This is a genomic window from Protofrankia sp. Cas8 (assembly GCF_963555845.1).
Lineage (GTDB): Bacteria > Actinomycetota > Actinomycetes > Frankiales > Frankiaceae > Protofrankia.
The window spans coordinates 7,135-30,002 of record NZ_CAUVXI010000051.1 but is presented as its reverse complement, the minus strand read 5'-3'; the positions used below and the strand labels follow the sequence as shown (position 1 = coordinate 30,002).

General features: G+C 67.1%; 25 protein-coding genes and 1 pseudogene. 20 read left to right on the top strand and 6 right to left on the bottom strand.

Going from position 1 to position 22,868, the window contains the following annotated elements; genetic code table 11:
* Positions 1-260, bottom strand: a pseudogene (locus U9977_RS26905) (hypothetical protein); the annotation flags it as partial.
* Between U9977_RS26905 and U9977_RS10370 the strand changes: the two are divergent.
* The 3 genes from U9977_RS10370 to U9977_RS10360 all read left to right on the top strand — a co-directional run bounded on the left by U9977_RS10370 (position 259) and on the right by U9977_RS10360 (position 2,177).
* The gene (locus U9977_RS10370; RefSeq protein ID WP_322749004.1) at positions 259-504 is read left to right on the top strand and encodes an AbrB/MazE/SpoVT family DNA-binding domain-containing protein; all 246 of its coding nucleotides are present in this window, start codon (positions 259-261) and stop codon (positions 502-504) included. The pseudogene U9977_RS26905 and the gene U9977_RS10370 overlap by 2 nt on opposite strands.
* A complete protein-coding gene (locus tag U9977_RS10365) occupies positions 501-908 on the top strand; it encodes a type II toxin-antitoxin system VapC family toxin (protein ID WP_322749003.1) in 408 nt (135 codons plus the stop codon). The genes U9977_RS10370 and U9977_RS10365 overlap by 4 nt, the downstream gene beginning before the upstream one ends.
* 108 nt (positions 909-1,016) lie before the next feature.
* Entirely contained in the window at positions 1,017-2,177 is a 1,161-nt protein-coding gene (locus U9977_RS10360; RefSeq protein ID WP_322749002.1) for an epoxide hydrolase, read from the top strand.
* A gap of 92 nt (positions 2,178-2,269) precedes the next feature.
* Here the strand turns inward: U9977_RS10360 and U9977_RS10355 are convergent, their stop codons facing one another.
* The 3 genes from U9977_RS10355 to U9977_RS10345 all read right to left on the bottom strand — a co-directional run bounded on the left by U9977_RS10355 (position 2,270) and on the right by U9977_RS10345 (position 3,396).
* Positions 2,270-2,605, bottom strand: coding sequence for a helix-turn-helix domain-containing protein (locus tag U9977_RS10355; protein WP_322749001.1), 336 nt, complete (start codon positions 2,603-2,605; stop codon positions 2,270-2,272).
* A gap of 165 nt (positions 2,606-2,770) precedes the next feature.
* The gene (locus tag U9977_RS10350) at positions 2,771-3,163 is read right to left on the bottom strand and encodes a type II toxin-antitoxin system VapC family toxin (protein WP_322749000.1); all 393 of its coding nucleotides are present in this window, start codon (positions 3,161-3,163) and stop codon (positions 2,771-2,773) included.
* Complete coding sequence (locus tag U9977_RS10345; protein ID WP_322748999.1) at positions 3,160-3,396, bottom strand: FitA-like ribbon-helix-helix domain-containing protein; 237 nt, start codon at positions 3,394-3,396, stop codon at positions 3,160-3,162. The genes U9977_RS10350 and U9977_RS10345 overlap by 4 nt, the downstream gene beginning before the upstream one ends.
* Before the next feature lie 238 nt (positions 3,397-3,634).
* Here U9977_RS10345 and U9977_RS10340 point away from each other — a divergent pair, with 238 nt between their 5' ends.
* Together U9977_RS10340 and U9977_RS10335 are read left to right on the top strand one after the other, a co-directional pair.
* A complete protein-coding gene (locus U9977_RS10340; protein ID WP_322748998.1) occupies positions 3,635-4,123 on the top strand; it encodes a hypothetical protein in 489 nt (162 codons plus the stop codon).
* A 442-nt stretch (positions 4,124-4,565) separates the two neighbouring features.
* Positions 4,566-5,948: an alpha/beta hydrolase domain-containing protein gene (locus tag U9977_RS10335; protein ID WP_322748997.1), complete on the top strand. Its 1,383-nt coding sequence runs from the start codon at positions 4,566-4,568 to the stop codon at positions 5,946-5,948.
* 109 nt (positions 5,949-6,057) lie between these two features.
* On the opposite strand, the gene U9977_RS10330 is transcribed toward U9977_RS10335, so the two are convergent.
* Together U9977_RS10330 and U9977_RS10325 are read right to left on the bottom strand one after the other, a co-directional pair.
* Positions 6,058-6,399 carry a hypothetical protein gene (locus U9977_RS10330; protein ID WP_322748996.1) on the bottom strand — a complete coding sequence of 114 codons (342 nt, stop codon included), beginning with the start codon at positions 6,397-6,399 and terminating at the stop codon, positions 6,058-6,060.
* A gap of 156 nt (positions 6,400-6,555) precedes the next feature.
* Positions 6,556-7,290 (bottom strand): enoyl-CoA hydratase-related protein, encoded by a 735-nt coding sequence (locus U9977_RS10325; protein WP_322748995.1) that lies wholly within the window; start codon positions 7,288-7,290, stop codon positions 6,556-6,558.
* Positions 7,291-7,595: 305 nt separating this feature from the next.
* Between U9977_RS10325 and U9977_RS10320 the strand changes: the two genes are divergently transcribed.
* The 15 genes from U9977_RS10320 to U9977_RS10250 all read left to right on the top strand — a co-directional run.
* Entirely contained in the window at positions 7,596-8,192 is a 597-nt protein-coding gene (locus U9977_RS10320; RefSeq protein WP_322748994.1) for a TetR/AcrR family transcriptional regulator, read from the top strand.
* Between the two features lie 516 nt (positions 8,193-8,708).
* Positions 8,709-9,752 carry an aldo/keto reductase gene (locus tag U9977_RS10315; RefSeq protein WP_322749005.1) on the top strand — a complete coding sequence of 348 codons (1,044 nt, stop codon included), beginning with the start codon at positions 8,709-8,711 and terminating at the stop codon, positions 9,750-9,752.
* A gap of 296 nt (positions 9,753-10,048) precedes the next feature.
* A complete protein-coding gene (locus U9977_RS10310) occupies positions 10,049-11,521 on the top strand; it encodes a hypothetical protein (RefSeq protein ID WP_322748993.1) in 1,473 nt (490 codons plus the stop codon).
* A gap of 354 nt (positions 11,522-11,875) precedes the next feature.
* Positions 11,876-13,006 (top strand): magnesium transporter CorA family protein, encoded by a 1,131-nt coding sequence (locus U9977_RS10305; protein WP_322748992.1) that lies wholly within the window; start codon positions 11,876-11,878, stop codon positions 13,004-13,006.
* A 109-nt stretch (positions 13,007-13,115) separates the two neighbouring features.
* Positions 13,116-14,000, top strand: a complete 885-nt coding sequence (locus U9977_RS10300; RefSeq protein ID WP_322748991.1) for an alkaline phosphatase family protein — start codon at positions 13,116-13,118, stop codon at positions 13,998-14,000.
* Positions 14,001-14,076: 76 nt separating this feature from the next.
* Positions 14,077-15,300 carry a rod shape-determining protein RodA gene (rodA, locus tag U9977_RS10295; RefSeq protein WP_322748990.1) on the top strand — a complete coding sequence of 408 codons (1,224 nt, stop codon included), beginning with the start codon at positions 14,077-14,079 and terminating at the stop codon, positions 15,298-15,300.
* Between the two features lie 201 nt (positions 15,301-15,501).
* The gene (locus tag U9977_RS10290; RefSeq protein WP_322748989.1) at positions 15,502-15,942 is read left to right on the top strand and encodes an NUDIX domain-containing protein; all 441 of its coding nucleotides are present in this window, start codon (positions 15,502-15,504) and stop codon (positions 15,940-15,942) included.
* 306 nt (positions 15,943-16,248) lie between these two features.
* Positions 16,249-16,509 carry a Sec-independent protein translocase subunit TatA gene (tatA, locus tag U9977_RS10285; RefSeq protein WP_322748988.1) on the top strand — a complete coding sequence of 87 codons (261 nt, stop codon included), beginning with the start codon at positions 16,249-16,251 and terminating at the stop codon, positions 16,507-16,509.
* A 365-nt stretch (positions 16,510-16,874) separates the two neighbouring features.
* On the top strand, positions 16,875-17,798 hold the full coding sequence (locus tag U9977_RS10280; protein ID WP_322748987.1) for a TerB family tellurite resistance protein: 924 nt from the start codon (positions 16,875-16,877) through the stop codon (positions 17,796-17,798).
* Positions 17,799-18,139: 341 nt separating this feature from the next.
* The gene (locus U9977_RS10275) at positions 18,140-19,030 is read left to right on the top strand and encodes a hypothetical protein (protein ID WP_322748986.1); all 891 of its coding nucleotides are present in this window, start codon (positions 18,140-18,142) and stop codon (positions 19,028-19,030) included.
* A 14-nt stretch (positions 19,031-19,044) separates the two neighbouring features.
* A complete protein-coding gene (locus U9977_RS10270) occupies positions 19,045-19,281 on the top strand; it encodes a hypothetical protein (RefSeq protein WP_322748985.1) in 237 nt (78 codons plus the stop codon).
* 88 nt (positions 19,282-19,369) lie between these two features.
* The gene (locus U9977_RS10265; RefSeq protein ID WP_322748984.1) at positions 19,370-20,050 is read left to right on the top strand and encodes a hypothetical protein; all 681 of its coding nucleotides are present in this window, start codon (positions 19,370-19,372) and stop codon (positions 20,048-20,050) included.
* The gene (locus U9977_RS10260; protein ID WP_322748983.1) at positions 20,047-20,718 is read left to right on the top strand and encodes an ABC transporter ATP-binding protein; all 672 of its coding nucleotides are present in this window, start codon (positions 20,047-20,049) and stop codon (positions 20,716-20,718) included. The genes U9977_RS10265 and U9977_RS10260 overlap by 4 nt, the downstream gene beginning before the upstream one ends.
* Positions 20,715-21,419 carry an ABC transporter ATP-binding protein gene (locus U9977_RS10255; protein WP_322748982.1) on the top strand — a complete coding sequence of 235 codons (705 nt, stop codon included), beginning with the start codon at positions 20,715-20,717 and terminating at the stop codon, positions 21,417-21,419. Before U9977_RS10260 ends, U9977_RS10255 begins: the two co-directional genes overlap by 4 nt.
* A 26-nt stretch (positions 21,420-21,445) precedes the next feature.
* Positions 21,446-22,868 (top strand): FtsX-like permease family protein (locus U9977_RS10250; RefSeq protein ID WP_322748981.1); only part of this gene is annotated, 1,423 nt, incomplete at its 3' end.

Here is a 22,868-nt window from a genome sequence, read left to right as displayed (position 1 = left end):
TGTGTCGGGCCGCTGATGCGCTGTGTACCGGTATCGGTGCGGCCGGCTGTCGCCAACTGGTCGGCCTTGCCCGTCGCCGTCAGCCATGCCTCGACCTCGGCCCGGGAGAACGTCGGGCTGGTCGAGCTGCCGCCGACCGGGTTGGGGAAAGCCGGATAGCGGCGGCGCCAGTTCGACACGGCAGCACGGCCGACGCCAGCCAGCCGCGCGATCGCGGCAACGCGTCTGCCGCATAGCACTGGATGGTAGATTTCTGGCATGCAGACTGCCATTGACGCCGCTGGGCGCGTTGTCATCCCCAAGGCGCTGCGAGATGCGCTCGGGCTGACGGCGGGCCAGCCGCTGGAGATCGCAGAGCGAGACGGACGGCTTGAGATCGTGCCGGCGCCGACCCCGATGAGACTGGTGGATGAGGGCGACGGTGTGGTTGCCGTAGCCGATGTCGACATGCCCACGCTGACCGCTGACCTGGTGCGTGACACGCTGGAGCGGACGCGGCGATGAAGGCGGTCGATTCCAGTGTGGTTGTTGCCGCCTTCGCCAGCTGGCATGAGCACCATGTGGTCGCCCGCAAGGCCCTGGCAAGCCGGCCACGTCTGGTCGCGCACGCAGCGGTTGAGTCCTACTCCGTCCTGACCCGCTTACCTCCGCCGCACCGTGCGCAGCCGTCGATCGTGCACACCTTCATCACCGAGTGGTTCACCGACCCGTTTCTCGTCCTGTCGGAGACCGGCTACCAGGAACTCCTCGCGACGGTGGCGTCCAGCCGAATCCTCGGCGGCCCGGCTTACGACGCCTTGATCGCCTTCACTGCCGCCGAGCACCAGGCGACACTGATGAGCCTCGATCAGCGAGCCACCGTAACCTATGAAGCTGTCGGGGTCTCCGTAGAGCAGCTGGCACCCTGACGCGGGTGGCGCGCGATCGGCAGGAGATCGCGATCCTGCAGGTGGGCATCGGTCGCCCGTCCTGTCCCACCGACCCCCACCGGCGTGACTCGCGAATGGATCCAGGTCATGACCCCACCAACGATCGAACCCTTCGATGTGCGTGTCACCACCGCCGAGATCGACGACCTCCGCGACCGGCTGGCCCGGACCCGGTGGCCCGACCAGATACCCGGCACCGCGTGGGACTACGGCACCGAACGTGACTTCCTGGTCGAGCTGTGCCGGTACTGGAAGGACGACTACGACTGGTCGGGCTTCCAGACCCGGGCCAACGCCTTTCCGCAGTTCACGACCGAGATCGACGGGCAGCGCATTCATTTCATCCACGCCCGCTCTCCCGAGCCGACGGCCCGGCCCCTGCTGCTGACCCACGGTTGGCCGGGCTCGGTGGCAGAGTTCTGGCAGGTGCTCGGCCCCCTGTCCGACCCGGCAAGCCACGGCGGTGACCCGGCCGACGCCTTCCACGTCGTCGCCCCGTCCCTGCCCGGCTACGGCTTCTCGGGTCCGACGACCGAGCGGGGATGGACCATCACCCGGGCTGCGGTCGCCTTCCTGGAGCTCATGACCCGCCTGGACTACGAGCGGTTCTTCGCGCAGGGAGGCGACTGGGGCAGCGCGGTCACCACCACGGTTGCCGGTCTGGCCCCCGAGCGGGTAGGGGCCATCCACCTCAACCTGCTGCCGGCGCCGCCGCCGGACCGCAACGACCCAACCGCCGGCCTGGACGAAGCCGACCTGGCCATCCTGGCCCGCGTGAAGCATTTCGCCGACCACGAGACCGGCTACCAGAAGATCCAGGGGACGAAGCCGCAGACGCTCGCTTACGGCCTCGCCGACTCGCCGGCCGGGCTCGCCGGCTGGATCGTGGAGAAGTTCCACGGGTGGAGCGACTGCGACGACACGATCGAATCCCGCTTCAGTCGCGACCGGCTGCTCGACAACATCTCGATCTACTGGCTGACCGGGACGATCAACTCGTCAACCCGCCTCTACTACGAGTCGATCGGTCCCGGCCGGCGCCGCACATCCCCGCCGATCACGGTCCCGCTCGGCCATGCCGCGTTCCCGGCCGAAATCGTCCGGGCTCCTCGCAGCTGGTGTGAGGCGGCCTTCCCCACCCTGTGTCACTGGACGGATATGCCCCGGGGCGGCCACTTCGCGGCGATGGAGGAGCCCGAGCTGCTCGTCGATGACGTCCGCACATTCTTCCGCACCCAGCGGCTCTGAACGGGTCTGTTGCATTGGCGATGTCCGCCGTTTCGGCGCCCGGCCCGACATGATCGAGGAATGCGTCGAGGATGCCATTGAAAATGTGCAGCTTATGTCAGCCGGTACTCCCGGTCACCGAAATCCGCGACGACACGTAGCTTCCCACCAAGAGCGTGCACGTACGCCCGCAACGTAGAGAACGTGACTGTGTCAAGTTCGCCCCGCTCGATCGCCGACACCCGGGGCTGCGTGACCCCCATCACCGCAGCGACGTCCTCCTGGGTCCGGTCCTGCTCGGCGCGCACCTGAGCGAGATGCCACGCACGGATGTGGTCAGCAGTGGCTTCGCGGGCATGCTCCATGTCGTCGTCGGTGAGCTCGAGCTCGGCCAACAGCTCTCCGACGTCCTCGTATGCGTGCCACCCTGCGGCGGTCTTCTCAGTCATCTCAATCAGCTCTATCACTCGGGATGTATCACCAGCAGCCACCTGGCCATAGATCCAATATAACATAAACGTTATGATCTTGCCGCCGCTATGGAGGTACTAACGCCGGCTGTCGACGCGACCGGTTGACGCCGCCCCCACCGGGTGTACGGATCGGCACCCAGACTACGGGGTCGCAAAGACGCAGCGAGGTCCAGTGGCCTTCGTCAACCGGACGTCGAGCGTGGCCAGCTTTGCGTCCAGCGACTCGGCGAGCGCGACGTACCAACCGTCGTAGGCGGTGACATTCTCCCGCAGCTCCCACACCCTGCTGGCGAACGGTTCGTAGGCGAACAGCTCGACCCGCAGGCTCAGCAGGTCGGCGTAGGCCAGGGCCGCGGTGTCGGCTGAGATCTCGCTGGCCATGACGGCCCGGCGTAGCACATTGGCGACCTCCACCGGCATGAGATGAGGCGCGGCCAGGTCATCTGTTGCGAGCAGGTGATCCGCCCAGGTGCCGATCTCGCCGCTGTCGACGAGCGCGGCAACCACCAGACCGGAGTCGACGACGAGGCTCATCGACGGTCGGCGTCGCGATGGCCAATGATCGATTCGACCGACAACCGGCTGCCGACGCGTTGCTTGCGGTCACGGACGCGCGCCAGCAGCACCTCCGCGTCCGGCCGGCGGGCGAGCTCGATCAGTGCAGAGCGCACATACTCCTGCAGCGAGCGACCGCTGAGCGCGGCCCGGGAGGCAAGCTCGTCGCGAGTCTCGTCAGGGACATCCCGGATGGTGATCGCAGTGACCATAGCAGCATTATGCTGCTAGCGGCAGCGCATAGCAAGCACGCGTGGCGGGTCTGCCGGTGCTTCGGGACCAGCATCACGTGATCGTCGCCAGAGTCGCTTCTCGACGCCAAAGCCGTGCACCGGGCTGCCCCTGTCGAGCCCGCGTTCACACCCGATTCGAACAAAACTTTGGACGGACGCATATTTCCGGACATTAGCCTCGGTCAAGGAAGATCGAGTCTATCCGAGGAGTATGTCGATGGCCCGTCATCGCAGACGCAGCAGCACTACCCTCGCCGCAGCCCGGGCGGTCGGCGTGTTCACGGCCGTCGGCATGACCGCGGCGGTCGGCCTCGCCCCCGCCGCAGAGGCGGCCACGGCACCCGCCGCCGACACCGGAACCGGCTCGGTCACCGTGTCGATCGTCGAGCCGGTGGCCGTCAGCGGTACTGCCGTGACCACGGTTACCTGCACGACCGGCCACGTCTACCAGGCTTCCGTCACAAGTGTCCCCGTTAACGGTGACGTCCTGTCATTCACCGTTCGGGCACCTGGCTACCACGGGCCGGGTACCTACCCTGCTGTCGTCACCGCCCAGTTGACCGAGTCCGACGGCACGGTCGTCACTCTCCCCGCCGGCCCGGTGCCGACCACGATCACCGCTACCGGAGGCTCCACCACCATCGACGGGCAGACCCCCAACGGCATCCCGGTCAACGCCTCGGTCGCCTGGGTGTGCACGACATGACAGGTCGTGGATGAGCCTGGCTCGGCCATGTGTTGGGCGTCTCGCCGGACAAGAGTGCCCGGCAATAGGCCGACGCGCCCTGCGCGAAGCCCGTACCGCCGGGAGAAGGGAATCCTCGCCGGTGAGCTGTCACCCGACGGCCACCACGGCCCGACCACCCGATCGCCGACGTCACGACTATTGCCGGTCGCTCTAAACCGTCGCGACCGCGCGTATTCGTTTGACAGCCTGAATCGTAAGGGTTGAGACAAGAAGCTGACGCGCTCGGCTCCAGTGCCGAGCCGTCTACGGAACGTCCCGGAGCCGAGCTACTTCCTTGTGTGATGAGACGCCGAGCGTTTGTTGACATCTCAGGCACTCGTTGACTTGGACCTTCCGCAACCCGATGCTGGTCACTGTCACAGTTGCAGCCCTGCCACCAGCAACGGGAGAAGCACGGTTGATGAGTGAGAGCGCACGTCTGACCGGGCCTGTCAGCGGTGGGACCCGCGGCTGGCCCATGAGCACCACGTTGGTGGATGTGAGTACCTACGGTTATGTCGAGGAGGAGTACTTCTTCGAAGGTGACGCGACCACGTACCGCCTCGCCGATGGCGAGTTACGCGCGGACGGCCGCTGGACGGCGGAGCCCAGCGATACCCACCCCTTCAAGACTCGGATGATTATCCGGCGCCCAGTCGACGCGGCGAAGTTCAACGGTACCGTGATCGTTTCGTGGATCAACGTCTCCATGGGCTCGGACATGTTTCAGCTCGACACGCCGGAAACCTTCGAAGGTGGCTTCGCGGTGGTCGCTGTCTCCGCGCAGGCGGTAGGCGTGCACGGCTTCGACACAGCCTCTCCCCAGGGCCTGGTGAGCTGGGATCCCGAACGCTATGGCTCCCTGGCTATTCCCTCCGACGACGCCTCCTACGGGATCTTCACGGCGGCGGCCCAGCTCGTTGGGCCCAAGCGCGACCTGGGCGCGAATGATCCGATGGGCGGGCTGGACGTCAAGCGACTGCTCGCGACCGGGGCGTCCCAGTCGGCGGCCCGGCTGCACACCTACTTCAACGCGGTCCAACCGCTGACGAACCTCTTCGACGGATTCCTGCTCGACGTCCATTTCGGCTGGGTCGCGCCCCTGTCGACCGAGAATGCCTCACGGGAACCCAACCTCCAGGGAGTCGTGGATCTTTTCCAGCCGGTCACGAGGCTACGGGACGATCTCGACATCCCGGTACTGGTGGTCAACACCGAGACCGAAACGCCGACGTACTTCAGGGTCCGCCAGCCGGACACCGAAATGTTCCGGCTCTGGGAGGCGGCCGGAACGGCTCACGCGTCCAGCTCCAGCATTCAAGAGGTCATGATCAAATTCGAGCGAGACTGGGGTACGAGCCTGCCCGCGTCGCCAACTCTCGATAGACCATCTCCGAACACCGTCAACCTCCGCCCACTGCGCGATGCTTCTCTCTTCCAAATGCAGCGTTGGCTGACCGAGCACATCCCGCCACCAGCGCAACCCCGCATCGAGATCGGCGGCGAACCGCCCACTGTTGTTCGCGACGCCAATGGCATCGCTCGCGGTGGCATCCGTTTGCCTACGGTAGCGGTACCGACCGCGAAGCTTACGGGAAGCAGCGGCTCCGCCAACCTGATCGAGAACTTGCCCGGTTCCTCGGAGCCGTTCTCGCCCGAGACTCTAAAAACACTCTACCCCACCCGAGAGCTGTATCTCGAGAAGGTCGAGAAAGCGGTTTCGGCGGGTATGGCCGCGGGCTTCATACTCCCACGCGACGCTGCGAGAATCATGCTCGAGGCTGAGTCCTCCGCCACTCCATAAACGCAAAGACGGGTCCTGCCCCGATGCCGATGCCGATGCCGATGCCGGGCGGGACCCGGGAGACTCGCGCCGGCTCAGGGGCTCGTGGGTGTGGAGTGATGTCAGTCAGTCAGTCGAGGAGGGCGGCGAGTTCGCGCCACTCGGGTAGCGGTAGGGCGGTGGGGTCGGCGAGGAGTACCTGGAGGGCGACGTGGTCGGCGCCGGCGTCGAGGTGCTCCTTTACCCGGCGGGCGATGTCGTCGATGGTGCCCCAGGCGAACTGGGTGTGTTCGACGGGGACGGTGTAGGTGTGTGCGCCCTCGGTGAGCTCGGCGGCGAGGGTGAGCATCTTCGGGCCGAGGGCTGCGAGGACGCGGTGCAGTGGGCTGGTCGGCTGGTGTCCGCGGTTCGCGATCCCGGTCGCGACGACCATGCGCCCGGTGGTGGCGAGCAGCAGCGCGGCGTGGCTCATGACCTCTTTGCCGGCGGCCTCGGGGATCCACAGGGCGGGGAAGCCGAGTTCCTCGAGTTCGGCGACCGCGTCCTGCGCGGCGTGCAGCGGCTATGCGTCGAGGGCGATCGACCAGATGCCGACCCGTCCGATGTGCATGTGTCTCCCCTCGCCTGCTCAGCGACTTCGCTGGAGTGTGGTGTCCGCCGAGGCGCGCCACGTATTTAGGTGCTCCTTCCCCGCGCGGAGGGTGTGGTCTGTTGTACGGCCGACTGCCTCATTCATGCCCCGACGCAGCATCCCGACGAGCCGGGCGTCGTGCATGCAGATCGTGCGCGCGACCTCAGTGCTGCGGTTCAGCAGCTCTGCCGGGGATGTGATTTCGGCGACGAGACCCGCGCGGAGCGCAGCCACGGCATCGAGGCGAAGTCCGCCGAGGGTCATCGCTTTCGCGGTCCGCAGGCCCACGGCCTCCACCAGATAGGCTGGTAGCCCTCCTCCTGGGTACGCGCCCACACGAGCGTGGGTATCGAAGAAAACTGCATTTTCAGCGGCGATGATCCAGTCGCATGCGAGCGCAAGCTCCAAGCCGCCGGTGACCGCGGGCCCGTTGACTGCGGCAATGATCGGTTTTGGGGTCTGCCCAATTGAGTGCAGCAGAGCGGTAACTGTTGTGCGATCGGCGTTCGCTTCGGCGTACGCGGCGAAGTCGAGTCCGGCGCAGAAGGCTGACCCCGCCCCGGTAACGACGCATGCGCCGAGTGAGTCATCGTGGGCGAGATCGGCGAGCGCATCGGCGAACGCGGACACCAGGCCCGGACTGAGCGCATTACGTTGGGGCGAGCGGTTCATCGTCACGGTCAGGACGCCTGCGTCCTTCGTGGCCAAGAGTGGGTCCTGTGCTGAGGTCATACGAGCACTCCGTCCGTGAACAGTGCTTTGCCTGCTGTGGTTGCGGCCTGGGCGATGGGTCGCCGCTGCGACCTCGCTCAACGCTCGCGCGGATTGCCGCGTCATCTTCGGATATGTCAGAGGCATCGACACGGGCGATCGGAATCGCATGCATCGCTTGAAAGCCCTCGAGCGCGTCTGCACGCTGTGGCTCGGGCAGGTCTGGTCGGAACAGCTTGTACACTGAGGTACGGGCGGCGACTGGCCGCCGACTGGCCGCATTGTGGACTCGGCTTTGTTTCATCTAACAGCGATCGAGGGAACAGGTGGGTGATCGGTCCGCTCCGGCCCGCGGACGTCCACGGAGCGAAGCTGCTCACCGGCGGATACTCCAGGCTGCGGTCGAGGAAATTGCGGCGGTCGGCGTCGACGCATTCAGCGTCGCGAACTGCGCCCGGCGGGCATACGTCAGTAAGGGGACGATCTACCTCCGGTGGCCCAACGCGCATGAGCTCATGGTGGACGCTCTCGCCTCGGTGGCGACCTGGCCGCGGGTGGCCGACCTCGGTGGGCTGCGCGCCGAGTTGGAGGCGGTCGCCGGAGCGATCGCGGACCGTGACTGGTGGCACGATTTGCAAATGCTGATGCGCTTTGTCGGGGAGGCGGAACGCCACCCCAGGCTTTTCCAGGAATACGAACAGCGCACGGTAGTTGTTGGAGCGCGCAATGTGAGGGAAGTGTTCGACCGCGCCATCGCGCGGGGTGAGCTTCCTCCTGAGGTCGACCCGGGCGCTCTCGCGCTTGCGTTCGTGGGGGGGATCATGATCGGTCAGGAGCTTCTCCAGACGTCGGGGCACGAATTGCCGACTTCGCCAATGGCGATCATCGACACTGTTATGGTGCTTGCGGTGAAGACACACTGATACTGCGGGAGAGACAGCATCGGGCGCACCGAATCACCGATTGTTGAATGTTGGGGTCCGGCGCTCAAAAAATGCAGCCATAGCAGCGCGTGAGAGGTGATCTGTGCTGCACCTTTCCAATATCCATCCGCGCCCCTCCCTGCGCACGACGAACTCGCGGTGCTCATCGCAACCCGTGCTGTAACGCTCCGCGATACCGAGGCAACCTGCGTTAATTACTGTACCGTGACGGTACAGTAATCTTCGTTCCGGTGCCTCCACCGTGGGATGTCGGCGTCAGGCTCACGGCACCTGTCGGAGGATGCACATGAGCGACATCCTGGTACGGGGCGGCACGCTCGTGGACGGGACCGGGCGCGGCTGCGCCGGCCCGCCGGAGGCTACCGGGCGACCGTGGTGGCCGGCACCGTCGTCCAGGAGCATGGCACGCTGACCGGAGCGCGACCCGGCGCGCTGCTGCGCGCCGGTCAGTGACGCCACAGTGACGCCACAGTGAGTACGGAGGATGAGCCACCGGTGGAATATCGAAAGCTCGGACGCACCGGCGTCGAGGTCAGCAGTCAGTGTCTCGGGGCCATGATGTTCGGCGCGCTCGGGAACACCGACCACGACGACTGCGTACGGATCATCGACCGGGCGCTGGAGTCCGGTATCAACTTCATCGACACGGCGGACGTGTACTCGCAGGGCGAAAGCGAGCAGATCGTCGGCCGGGCCATCAAGGGCCGGCGGGACGAGGTGGTCCTCGCCACCAAGTGCTTCAACTCCATGGGCACCGACCGCAACCAGCGGGGTGGCTCGCGGCGGTGGATCATCCAGGCCGTCGAGGACAGCCTGCGGCGGCTCGACACGGACCACATCGACCTCTTCCAGGTGCACCGCCATGACTGGAACACCGACCTGGAGGAGACCTTCGCGGCGCTGACCGACCTCGTCCGGGACGGGAAGGTCCGGTATCTGGGCTCGTCCTCGTTCCCGGCGGACTGGATCGTCGAGGCGCAATGGGCCGCCCGGCGCCGCAACAGCGAGCGGTTCGTGTGCGAGCAGCCGCAGTACTCGATCTTTGCTCGCTCGGCGGAGGACGCGGTGCTGCCGGCCTGTCAGCGTCACGCGATGGGCGTGATCCCGTGGAGTCCGCTCGCGGGTGGCTGGCTGACGGGGAAATACCGGCGCGGCGAGGAGTCGCCGGCCGGGTCGAGGTACGCCCCTGGGGGAGCCTTCGCCGCACGGGGTGGGCGCAGCGTGGCGGACGACCGGAACTCACCCGTCCGGTTCGACGCGGTTGACCAACTCAGCGGTATCGCCGCTGCGGCCGGGCTGTCGCTGACGCACCTCTCGCTCGCGTTTGTCGGCAGCCATCCCGCGGTGACCTCGACCATCATCGGACCGAAGACGATGGAGCAACTCGACGACGCACTGGGTGCGGCCGACGTTCGGCTCGAGAGCGGGACGCTCGACGCGATCGACGCGGTGGTGCGGCCCGGCACCGACATCGCCGGCATCGTCCATCTGACGGGCAATCCGTCCTTGCGCCCCGAGCACCGCCGCCGAACGGCCTAGCCGGCCTGGTGACGGCCGAAGCGGGGGAGCGGCGCCGGGTGCGATACCGGCTCCGCTGCGCGCCCCGCCCCGCCCCGGCCCCGCCCCGATGCAGATGGCGCAGCACGGTGCTGTCTGAGCTCGGCAGCCACACGTCGTCCAGGACGGTGTCAGTGGTCACCGTGGCGTCGCGTGCCGTTGGTCTGTGCGTCTTTCCGTGGGTTCACCGTGCTCTTTGGCATTCCGCAAGGTGCCGCGCTACCGGTGTCGACCAGGTTTCGGCACCGCGACGCGGCTCAGGGGGCGAAGGAGAGCACATGGCACGAAAAATGGGGATGGGAGCTGCGGCCACGTTCGGCGCGCTGTCAGTAGCGCTGGTGGCCGTGTCCACCGCGGTCGCGCCGACCGCGAACGCGAGCAGTATCAGCATGGATCCGTGGACGGTGAGCAGCGCGATTACGCCCGCCAACGTGACCGGGGGTCCGTGGACGCTGAGCCAGGCCGCCAGCCCGGCTCACACGGCCACCCTCGGTAGCCCGACTGCCGGGATGTGCAGTGGCACCGGTCTGTCGGCCCACGTCGGGACCGATCTCATGCAGCCGTACTACTTCCCGTTCACGGTGGGCAACGATCAGGTGATGACCGGGTACTTCGACTACCGGGTCAAGGACAAGGAAGAGCTCCTGGCCACCGGCACGTCCACCGATGGTGGGAAGAACTGGACCATCAACGGTACCGCCTACCAGCTCAACGACGGCCGGTGTGGCACCAGCGGCATCACCGACAACGGTGAAGGCCATGCAGCGGTGCTCAGGGTGAACGGTGTTCAGCACGTGTACACCCTTGATCGTGCGGCCTCACCGTCGTTCCTGCTCGAGCACACGTTGTCGCCCGCGGCCGGTAATCCGTTGGCCGGCCAGCCCGCGCAGGAGCCGGTCAGCGGCACTGTCGTGCCGGCGACCGCCCGGCAGGTGACCGGGCTGGCCGTTCCCGACGGCATCCTCGGTGTCGTTCCCGGGTACCACCGGCCGGGCGCGCCGCGCGGCGAGGTAGAGGTGTTGTACCTGTCCAAGGAGAAGGGCTATTACACCCCGGGTTCCGCGGGAGCGTGCCCGACCGATGCGGCCAGCACGGCGTTGCTGGCCAGCCTCGGCAAGAGCCCGAACCAGGATCGCCCGATCCTGCACTTGGCGCATACCGCGGACGGGCTTGCGTTCACCGACGACGGTCCCGTCTCGTTCGACAAGATTGACCCGGCGGCGGTGCCCGGCGCTTCCCGTCCCGACTACACCAATACCCGTTTCGTCGGACCGCACGGCACCGTGGTCCGGAACGACAACGGGACGTGGGGGCTGTTCTTCTCGGGTGGTAACTGTGACGACGGTGATTCAGACGCCTACCATTACATCGGCTACGCCCATTCCAGCGACGCGGTGCACTGGACGGTCGACAACGGGATCACCAACCCGCTGGTCGGCACCGATTACGCCAATCTCGGTACGGCCGACCCGGTGCGTCACCACTACACCGGCCGGGTTTATTCCCCGTCGGTGACGTTCGACCCGGATCATGACAGTGCGACGTTGGTGTTCTCCGGGTACAACACCCCGCAGCCGCTGCCGTCGACCAGCAAGATTTTTGGGCTGCCGACCCCGAACTACGCGCCGGTTGTTACCCAGGCCGACGACTACCGCACCATCCTGACCGTCACGCTCACTCATAATCGTGGGCGTGGCTGGTTCGACCGTTCCGGTGGCGACAGCCACGGCGGCGGTCGTAACGACTGGTAGATATCGGGGCTGCGGCATCCGATTCGGTGCTGAAGGTCGGTCTTACCGTGACCTTCAGCACCGAGACCGTCACCACCAGCGGCATGACGTGCGCCTTTCCCGTGCGATCCGTACCCCCATCAAGCGGTCCTCTCCGGGCTCATTCACAGGCTTCGATCATCGCTCCCGGCAGGCCTGACAAATCCCGTGGCGGTAGGTGACGGGCGGTGGTCAGGCAGCATGGTGGTGGACCCCGACAGCGCTGTCGTGTCCACGGGCCCATCGGGCAGAGTCGACGTTGAGGAGAAGGCGACCGTGACCGGACAGCACCCTGACCCAACATCGCCGGGCGTTTGCCAGGATGGGGAGGGCGAGGTGCGGCTGTCCGCCACGGCCGTGGCCGTGCCGATCATGGGGGTCTCGGGTGGGGTGTTGCCGGTCCAACCTGCCCGGGGGTTGCCTGGCCGGGACGCGGACCCGGACGCGGACGAGGCGTTTCAGCGCTGCGTCGCAGTTGGCGGTGTGACCCGGTGCGCGGCGCGGACCCGGCTGTACCGGGAGGGAAAACTGGAGCTGGAGGGTTTCCCCGTCGCGGACATCAGTGACTACATCGACGGGGATAACGTGACGGTCTGGTTGGATCTGCACAGCCCTGACCGGGCGGATCTGGCTGTCCTGAGCGAGGAGTTCGGTCTACACCCGCTGGCGGTCGAGGATGCCGTGAACGTGCATCAGCGGGCGAAACTCGACCGGTATGCGGATCATTTGTTTGTGAGCGCCTATGGTGTGCGGTTGGATCCGGTGACCGGTACGGTCGTCACCAGCGAGATGGCGGTCTTCGTCACCGAACGGGCTCTCATCACCGTCCGCAAGGATGACGGGTTCGATATTGAGGCGGTCGTGGAACGGTGGGACGCCAACCCCGACCTCGTCGGTCATGGTGTGGGCTACCTTCTCTACGGCCTGCTTGATGTTGTTGTTGACGGCCATTTCGAAGCGGTACAGGCTCTCGATGCCGCGATCGAGGACCTGGAGGACACCTTGTTCGCCGATGTTCCCCAGGGAGTCCTCGTCCAGCGGCGGAGCTTCGAGCTACGCAAGAGCCTGGTGCTCACCCGCCGGGTCGTCCTGCCGATGCGCGAGGTCGTCAACGCGTTGATGCGTCGCGATCTGCACATCGTCGTCGATCCGATGCAGCCCTACTTTCAGGACGTCTACGATCATGTCCTGCGGGCCAGTGAATGGACCGAAAGCCTGCGTGATCTCGTGACCACGATCCTGGAGACGAACCTGACCATTCAGGGCAACCGTCTCAACGAAATCATGAAGAAGCTCACCTCCTGGGCGGCGATCATCGCCGTGCCGACCGCGGTGACGGGTTTCTACGGGCAGAATGTTCCCTACCCCGGCGTCGGCCAGCACTGGGGATTCGCGGTGAGTACCAGCGTGATGCTCGCCATCGCCGGCGGACTTTACTTCGGGTTCAAGCGACGCGACTGGCTGTAACAGCATTCTGGGTGGTCGGGCTTGACCCGCCGGGGCTGCGCCGGCCGACGGTGTTCGTCCCGGCGCCGACTACCGTTACGGTGAGGTTACCCCCGGGGAAGGAGCGATCGTGTCACGTATCCGCCTCGCCGTCATCGCGGTTGTGCTGACTCTCGCGGCGTGTTCGGCCGGCGGGGCTGCGCCGGCAGGGACATCGGCGGTATCGAGCTCGACCGGCGCGGGACGGGACGGTGCCGTGGGGGTGGTGCCGCGACGGGATCATGTGGTGGTTGTCGTGATGGAGAACCATTCGTATTCCGACGTCATCGGCCGAGCGTCCGCTCCCTACATCAACGGACTCGCAGCCCAGGGTGTGTCGTTCAGCCATGCGTCCGGGGTCGCGCATCCGAGCGAGCCGAACTATCTGGCCTTGTTCTCCGGCTCCCCGCAGGGAGTCACCGACGACTCCTGTCCGCACACCTTTTCCGCGGCCAGTCTCGGCGCGGAGCTGATCGTGGCCGGCGACACTTTTGTCGGGTACTCGGAAAGCATGCCGTCGGACGGGTACACCGGCTGCAGCAGCGGCAATTATGCCCGTAAGCACAATCCATGGGTGAATTTTCCGACGGTGGGGGCTTCGGCCAACCTCGGTTTCGACCGGTTCCCGACAAACTATGCGATGCTACCCACCGTGTCGTTCGTCGTGCCGAATCTGTGCAACGACATGCATGACTGCCCGGCTGCCACCGGCGACACCTGGCTGCATAACCACATCGATATGTATGTGCAATGGGCGAAGACACATAACAGCATCCTCGTCCTCACCTGGGATGAGGACGACAGCGGCCACAACAACAACATTCCGACCGTGGTCGTCGGGGCCGGCGTGAAGACCGGCACCGTTGCCGAACACATCAACCACTACAGCGTCCTGCGGACCCTCGAGGACATGTACCATCTGCCCTACGCGGGCAACAGCGCGTCCGCGGCACCGATCACCGATATCTGGCGGTAGAATACCGCGATATACGGCTGGCGGTGTCCCAGCGGTATATGGGGTGTGTTGATGTCGCGGCAGCCGGCGGGGCCCGATGACGTTCGGTGAACTGCGCATGCTGCGGCGTGGAAAACTGCGCATGCCGATACGCCGGATACGTACACACGTCCTGCCGGGAATCGACTGGATCCTGGTCGGGTTGACCGCGGCGCTGTGCGGCGCGGGCGCCTTGTGTATATATGCGGCGACCGCGGCCGGTCTGACAGCCGGCGGGGCGAGTCCGTACCGCTATCTGGAACGGGACCTGGTGAATCTGGCGATCGGGTCGCTGCTGTGCGCGGGTGCGACGGTGTGCAACTACCGGCTGCTCGCGGCGCTTGCCCCCGTCCTGTATGCCGGTACCTGCGTGCTGCTGCTCGCCGTCCTCACCCCGCTGGGGTCCCGGGTCAACGGCGCCCACGCCTGGTTCAGCCTCGGCTCGCAACAGTTCGAGCCGTCGGAACTCACCAAGATTGTTGTGATCTTGATGGTGGCGGGGTTGTTGTGTCAACCGCCCGACGGCGAGGTCAGACCGCGTACCCGTGACCTTGTCCTGTGCCTGGCCCTGGTGATGCTCCCGTTGCTGCTCATCCTTGCCGAGCCGGCACTCGGTGTCGCCATCATCGTTGCGGTCCTGGCGTTCGTCCTGCTCGGTCTTGCGGGCGCCGGCACGCGCTTCCTGTTTGTTCTCCTGGTCGCGGTCGCGCTCGGCAGCGGCGTCATCGTGCAACTCCACCTCCTCAAGCCCTACCAGGAGCAGCGGTTCACCGCACTGGCGCACCCGGACCAGGACACCAGCGGCTCGGGCTACCACACGGTGCAGTCGCTGACCGCGATCGGCGACGGTGGTCTGTTCGGCCAGGGTTTCCTCCAGGGCAGCCAGACCAACGGCTACTTCGTCCCGGAACAGCAGACCGACTTCGTCTTCACGGTCGCTGCGGAGGAAGGTGGTTTCGTGGGCGCCGGCGCCCTGCTGCTCGCCCTCACCGCTATCTGCCTCCGGGGCCTGCGCATCGCCGAAAAGGCACCGGACATGTTCGGCAAACTGGTCGCCGGCGGGGTCGCGGTGTGGTTCGCCGTCCAGACATTCGTCAACGTCGGGATGACCATGGGAATCATGCCCGTGACCGGCCTCCCGCTGCCATTCGTCTCCTACGGCGGGACGGCGGCGTTCGTCGATCTCATCGGTGTCGGTCTCCTGCTCAACGTCGCACGCCAGTCCCGGTATGGCGCTCCCGTTCCGATGCAGACCGGCCAGACCGGCACCGGTCACGGGTGAGGCAAGCAGCAGGGCCACGGGCTTCCGAGGACGCTCATCGCACCTCGCATCGTGCGACCCGGTAGGCCGTGCTGGTGCCGGGCGTCTGGGGGAGGGGATGGCCCTGTGGCGGGGGAGGGCTGACACTTCTGGCGCGGCATGTCGGCAGAATCAGTCCTGCGATCTCCGTCCCTTGGAATCTCTGCCCGGGAGTGCTTGCTGATGCCTGCCGCACCGAACAAGGTCAGTGCCAGGATTGTGTTCCTCACTCGTGACCGGGTGCTCCTGGCCAACCGGCGGGGCGAGTCCTGGTACTTCCTGCCCGGCGGGCATGTCGCAGCCGGTGAGACCGTGGAGGTGGCTCTGCGCCGCGAGACCACCGAAGCGACCGGCCTGCACGTCGGTGACCTGCAGTTCCTCGGCTGTGCGGAACACAGCTACCAGGAAAAGGGAATCCGGGTCCACGAACTCAACGTTCTGTTCGTCGCGGAGCTGCCCTGGGGGGCCGAGATCGGCAGCCGCGAGGACGACGTCCACATCACCTCGATCGCGATCGGCAGTCTTGACGGGATCGACCTGCGCCCCGTCTCCCTCACCGGCGCGATCATCGAGTGGCGGGCCACGCATCGCCCGCTCTGGCGCGGGACCCGCGCCGGCCGGTAGCCCCCGGCGGGGCCGGGCCGTCACCGCCGTATCATTGCTGTCCGCCTCCATTGGTACGCCTGCCGTTCGCCTGACACCAACGAAGCGCGCATTGCCGGCCGGTTAGCCGTCCGCCCGGACAGGGCCACGGCCGTCCGACGGCCGGATCCGACCAGGGGCGGTAACGGTTCGGAGAATGGTGTCCGACGGCTGGTGGACCGGCAGGCGTCGGTGGTGGTTCACAGCCAATGGGAATCCATCCCGCGGTCCCGGCGATTAGGATTCAAGCACGACCGGATCGCACCAGCGACAAAGTGAGGGATTTTCATGGGTTTGGGCGAGTTCGGACCATGGCATCTGCTGATCGTTGCGGTGGTCTTCGTGGTCCTGTTCGGTTCCCGGAAACTTCCCGACGCGGCCCGTTCCGTGGGCCAGTCACTGAGGATCCTCAAAGCGGAGACTCGTGGGCTGCGCGACGACGCACCCGCCATGCCCGCACACCCGCCGGCGGTCACAGGCTCTGCCCCGCAGGCCGCCCCGGCCGGCAGCGACAGTCAACCCGCCGACGTTCCCACCCAGGCCGGCTGACCGCCCACCCACACACCGGTCGGACTGCGTCGGCGAATCCGACGCAGTCCGACGGTGGTGCCGCACCCGGCAAGCGCCACCGACCACCTTCGGTAATCGTTTCGGGTCGAACACGAACAGGCCGATCACCAGCAGGACGGCGAGTTCACCCCGCCCGGCACTGTTAAACATGACTGTTGGGATTGCCGCCGTACGGACAGGTGCGGAGCCTGGTCATGGGATAACCCCAGTATTTTCATCCGCAGCCCACGACCTGTTCGGGAACGGTCCTGGCGGCTGTGCCGATGGCGCCCATCGGCCTGGGGGATGACGCTCTCGGCCGTATTCTCGTCTGGCCATCACGGCCATCACGGAGAGGGTTTCGGATGCTCGGCCTTGCCGCGATCCAGCTCGACGTTCGACTGGTGCTACGGGTGGATGACCGGGTGCTCCTTGCTCGGCCACCCGGGGACCTCTGGTATGTCCTGCCGGGTGGCCCGGTCCAACCGGGTGAGGACATCGAGGACACGCTTGGTGGCCATCTCGACGGTGTTGGCGACATGACCACCATGGTTCGGGAGTTCGTCGGCGCCGTGGAGCACAGCCACCGACAGTCGAGCGATATGCCCGGTCCGGCCACGGCCCTGGCAGCCGGGCACGACCTGACGATCCTGTTCGCCACCGTCTGGCCGGCGGACACGGCGGTGCCCGCCGCGTGGCAGCACTGCCCGCTGGTAGCTGTCGGCATCGATGTACTGCTGGCGACACGGCTGCGTCCGCTGCCGGTCGCCTGGGCGGTGCGGCGGTGGCTGGCCGAGGGATGGCCGCTGTGGCAGGGCATACCGCCAGCGGCCACCGAGATGGGCTGGGGCCGGCTGCGTCCCTCGGTCGCGTCGCTGCGCGCGCAGCTGACCGCGAGACGCGACGACCTACGCGGTAGCGCATTCCGCGATGCCTCGGTCGCCATCTGCGCCCTGGTGACCGCCGCCGATGGCCGCATCGACCCGGCCGAACGGGAGGGAATGCGCGGTTTTGTCGCCACCGACCCGGTGATGGCGAGCTTCCCGGCAGCCGAATTAGAGCAGTTGTTCGACATGCATCTGGCGCGGCTGCAGACCGACTTCGCCGCGGGAAAACGGGCAGCCCTTGCCGAGATCGCCAAGGTACGGGGACGGGCCGTCGAGGCCCGTGCCGTGGTGCGCATCGGCGAGGTCATCGGCCGTGTCGACGGCGCGTTCGCGCCCAGTGAACAAGCAGTGGTCCGGGAGGCGATCGACGTGCTCGGCCTCGACCCAACCGAGTTCGCCTAACAGAGTGTTGCCTGAATTGATCGGTGGGTGGGGGCCTGTCTGGTGTGTGTCGGCAGGCGCGGGGTTGACGGCCGGCGGTTACCGGGATCGACAGGCGTGGCCCACCCACCCGACAGGTCAGGTGAGACCCGTTCTCGTCACATGGCGTTCATCTGTATGAGATCAAATAGTGGCGTCGACGGGAACAGCTTGCTATCTTGTTGGCTTGTTGTCGCTTGTCGTGCATCGGCACGACAAGCTCCAGCGCCCTTCTCGCTCTGATGTCGGCCGTGTATCTTGGACCTGATCCGGTGTCGGCGCAATGCTGACCCGCGCTGGGGGGCAAAGAGCAAGGGACACGAGTGTACTTTTTGGATTTCGTCGCGGTTCTTGTCCGTCGCTGGTATATCCTGATCATCGGGATTATTCTGACCGGCCTGGCCGGGGTGGGCGTGCACGCCGCCATCGGTCCGACATTCCAAGCCCATGCGGCGGTGGTGATACTGCCGCCGACGTCGGACTCCGGGACCACCAGCACGGCGGCGAGCCGAAACCCGTATCTGTCCATTCCGCTGGGTAACACCGCGGATGTTCTTGCTCGGATCATGGCGACCGACGGTGTTCGGCAGGAGCTCAAGGCCGCACACGCCACGTCGCCCTTCACCATCGTGCTGGTCGCCGACGGTTCTCCGGTGCTGGAGATTGCCGCCACGGACAGTTCACCGGCCGCCGCGACCAACACGGCCTCCGTGCTGGTGAAGGTGGCCGGGACCGAGCTTGAAAAGCTGCAGGTCATGCAGAACGTGCCGAAGAACGCGATGATCCGGGCCAGCCAGCTTATTTCCCCGACCGAGCCCGATGTACTCCACGGGAGTCAGATTCAGGCGCTACTCGGTGTAGTCGTGCTCGGTCTCATCCTTTCGGTCACGGTGTGCTTCGCGGCCGAGGGGGCCTTTACCGGCAGGGGTGCAGCCCTGGCCGCTGCGGTCCGTGGCCGCCGCGCCACCGGCTCACGGGGTCGGGCGGGTTCAAAGGGCGCTACCCGATCACCGGGCGATTCCCGTAGGTCCGCGATGTCGGCCAGGGCAGACGGCATCGCGGATCAGGCGGAAGACGACAGCGAGGACGCCGACTCCGAGGATCTGGACTGGGACGACGAGGGGGACGACGAGGAACAGAGCCCCGCGCAGCCGCGGGACACGCGTGGGACCACGATGGTTCTGGTAGGCCGGCGTCGCCGTTCCGAGGAGTAGCCGGCCGATGCGTCGTGGTCTGCCTGTTCTGGTGGATCCTCGCGGTCATGCTGTCGTTCGGGGGCATGCCACAGGACATCAAGATCGACCCGCGGGGTGAGGTGCGCTACGTCGCCGACATGATGGCCAACGGCCTGCACCTCGTCGACCCGGTCCGGTTTGTCGCGATCGGGTTCCTGCCCACCGGCAAGGGGACGCATGGGCTGTACCCGACCCGGGATGCGACCGCGATGTACGGCATCCTGCGCTGACCGACCGCTTCTCCTCGCCGAGCACGAAGACCGTGCCGTCGGCTGAGGGTTCAGCTTCTGTTAAGCGGCGTCGCGGCATGGTCGGCCTATGTGGACACGAAAGTTGTTGGCGGTCTGGGGGCTGGCGCTGGTGGGGCTCTTCTCCGTGGGTGTCCTTGCTTCCTGCGGTTCATCCTCCAGTACGCCGTCGTCCTCGGGAGGCGCTGGAAGCTCCGGATCGTCGCAGACCCCGGCTCCGCCCACGGCGGCCGGCGGGGGCGCCTCGGCTGACGGATCCCAGGAACCGGTCCCGGCGGAGCGGAACCCACCGGGAGATATTCCGGACAACATCGGCTTCATTAATTATATGAATGCTCCGGGTGGCTATTCCCTTGTTCGTCCCGAGGGCTGGGCAGAGACGACGGCTGGTGCGCGGGTCTTGTTCATCGACAAGCTGAACGGTATCGCCGCCGAGCCGGTGGAGGGGAGCCAGACGCCGAGCGTGGCCGACGCTGCCGCTCACGAGATACCGCGGCTGCGCTCGACGCAGCCGGCGTTCGAAGCGCGGTCGGTCGATCCGGTGAGCCTGCCGGCAGGGTCCGGCGTGAAGATCGTGTACCGGCGGAACTCCGCTCCCGATCCGGTGACCGGCAGGCAGTACCGCGACGAGGTGGAGGAATACCTGATCGCCAGGGGCGGGAAGACCGTCCGTCTCGACCTCTACGGGCCGGTGGGCGCCGACAATGTTGACGCCTACCACACGATCACGCAGAGCTTGAGGCTGTCGTGATCGTGCTGGAGGCTCGTGGCCTGCACCGGTTCTATCGCCGTGGTGGCCGGGTCGACAGCGAGGTCGCGGCGTTGCGGGATGTCGACCTGGCCGTGCGAGCCGGCGAGATGGTCGCGGTCGTTGGTCCCTCGGGTTCGGGAAAATCCACGCTGCTGGCGCTGTTGGCCGGCATCGATGATCCTGACGGCGGCGGCGTGTGGCTGACCGGAGAGCGGATGTCGCACCGGTCGCCCGCGGACCAGGCGCGGCTGCGGGGCCGTCACCTGGGCGTCCTCACGCAGGGAAGCGGCCTGATCAATCACCTGTCGGTGCGGGAGAACGTGCTGCTGGCCGCGTCGTTGCGCCCACACCCGCGACCGGGCAGGGTGCAGGCGGATCAGCTGCTGGAGCGGCTTGGTCTGGAGACGCGGCGGCATTCCCGTCCCTCGACACTGTCTGGTGGGGAGGCCGCACGCGCCAATCTCGCGGTCGCGATGATCGGTGATCCCGCGGTGCTGCTCGCGGACGAACCGACGGCGGAGGTGAACCGGGCTGAGGAGGCGGACGTGCTGCGGCTGCTGCGTGCGCAACGCTCTCGCGCGAGCGCCGTCGTGGTGGTCACCCATTCGGCGGCGGTCGCGCGGGTGGCGGACCGGACGATCACCATCACGGCCGGGCGGATCACATGAGTGTGCTGGTGGAGGCCGTCGAGCTGGAGATCTCGTATAAGCGCACCCCGGTGCTGGCTTCGGTGGATCTCACCGTCTCGGCAGGCGATGAGGTGGGGCTCAGCGGACGTTCCGGTAGCGGCAAGACGACCTTGCTGCTCGCGCTGGCCGGTTTGCTGCCCGCGTGCGGGGCCGTCTCCTGGCCAGATCTCTCGCCCGATCCGCTGGTCCGACGCCGCCAGATCGGACTGGTGTTCCAGGCGCCCTCGTTGGTGCCCGAGCTGACCGCGGCCGAGAATGTGATGTTGCCGCTACGGCTACACGGCGGAACGCGGCAATCGGCCACCACCGCCGCGCGTACCGCGCTGGCCGACGTCGGCCTCGGCGAGGTCGGCCAGGCGCTGCCGGCGGAACTGTCCGGCGGTCAGCAGCAACGGGTGGCGTTGGCGCGTGCTCTGGCCGGGGATCCGCTGCTGCTGTTGGCCGATGAACCGACGGGGTCGTTGGATCGCGGCACCGGTGCGGAGATGGTGGTGGTGATGCGTTCCTGGATGCGCCGCGTCGGTGGGGCGCTCGTGATCGCGACGCACGACGAGGACGTGGTGGGGCTGCTGCCCATCCGCGTCGAGCTGCGTGACGGCACCCTGCGCCCGACCGACGGGCCGCCACCGGCGACGATCCCCTCCCCCGTGTCGCGATGTGGAACGGAGGGCGACCGGTGAGGGCACTATCATGGATCCGGGGATTGGTGATCCATTCCCCGGCCGCGGTGCTGGGCGGAGCCGTGAGCGTTGCGGTAACTGTGGCCTTCGTCGCCTCGCTGGGTAGTTTCATCACCGTCAGCTCCGCCGAGCTGACGGTCCGGGCATCCGCCCGCGTGCCCGTCGACTGGCAGGTCCAGGTGACACCGCAGGGTGATCCCGACCGCGTCGCGGCCGCGGTCGGGCGGTTGCCTGACCTGCGAGCGCAGGTCGCCGTCGACCGGGTCGCGGTCCCCGCGCTGTCGGCGACGGGACCCGATGGCAGCCGCCAGACCGGGCAGGCCCAGATCCTGGCCATGCCCCCGAACTACGCCGCGGTGTTTCCCGGTGAGATCAGGCCGCTGGTGGGTAGCGCACGCGGTGTGCTGCTTGCCCAGCAGACCGCCGCGAACCTGGCGGTCGTTCCCGGCGGAACAATCACCGTCCGAACGGCGGACGGCGCGACCTCCGCGCTCACCGTCGACGGGGTCGTCGACCTTCCCGCCGCCGACTCGCTGTTCCAGGTCGTGGGAGCGCCGGCGAACGCCGGTGCGACGGCACCACCGGACAACGTCGTTCTGGTTCCGCCGGACCGTCTCCCGGCGCTGGCGCGCGGCGCCACGGTGGTGCACCAGATCCATGTCGGCTTCGATCACACCGTCCTGCCGCACGATCCCGCCGCCGCCGGGACACTCATCCAACAGCGGGACAACCACCTTCAGATCGAGGTGGCCGGTGGTGCCCTCGTCGGTGACAACCTGCAATCCGCATTGTCCGGGGCCCGGGAGGACGCCCTTTACGCCTTCCTGCTGGTGCTGTTGCTCGGGGTGCCCGGTGTGGTGCTCGCCGCCACGGTCGCCGTTCTTGTCGTCGCGCTGCGCGGCGAGCGCCGCCGCCGTGAGGTCGCGCTGCTGCGGCTACGCGGGGCGGGGCCGGGGACTGTCCTGCGTTTGGTCGCCGGCGAGACCGCTCTGACGGCGTTGCTCGGAGCGGCGCTGGGCCTGCCGATGGCGTGGCTCGCGATCCGCCTCGCGTTGCCTGCGGGTAGCCACCTGGTGCCTGTCTCGACGTGGACGGCGCTCGGCGTCGGCGTCGCGGTGGCTGCGGGTACCCAACTGGGGCCGGCGATCCGGGTGATGGCGGACCGGCGGGCCGGCACGGTCCGGGCCGACACGTCGCTCGCCCCGCCCGACCGTGCGCCCTGGCCGCTGCAGCTCGGTCTCGACTGGATCCTCCTCGCCGGAGCCGCGGTGACGTTCTGGCGCACCTCCCGCGGCGGGTATCACGTCGTCCTCGCCCCCGAGGGCGTGGCGACGACCGCGGTGAACTACGCGGCTCTCCTGGGCCCGGCGATGGCGTGGCCCGGGCTGGCGCTGCTGGTGTGGCGCGTCAGCGCCGGCTGGTTCGCCCGGCGCACCGGGCGGCTGTCCC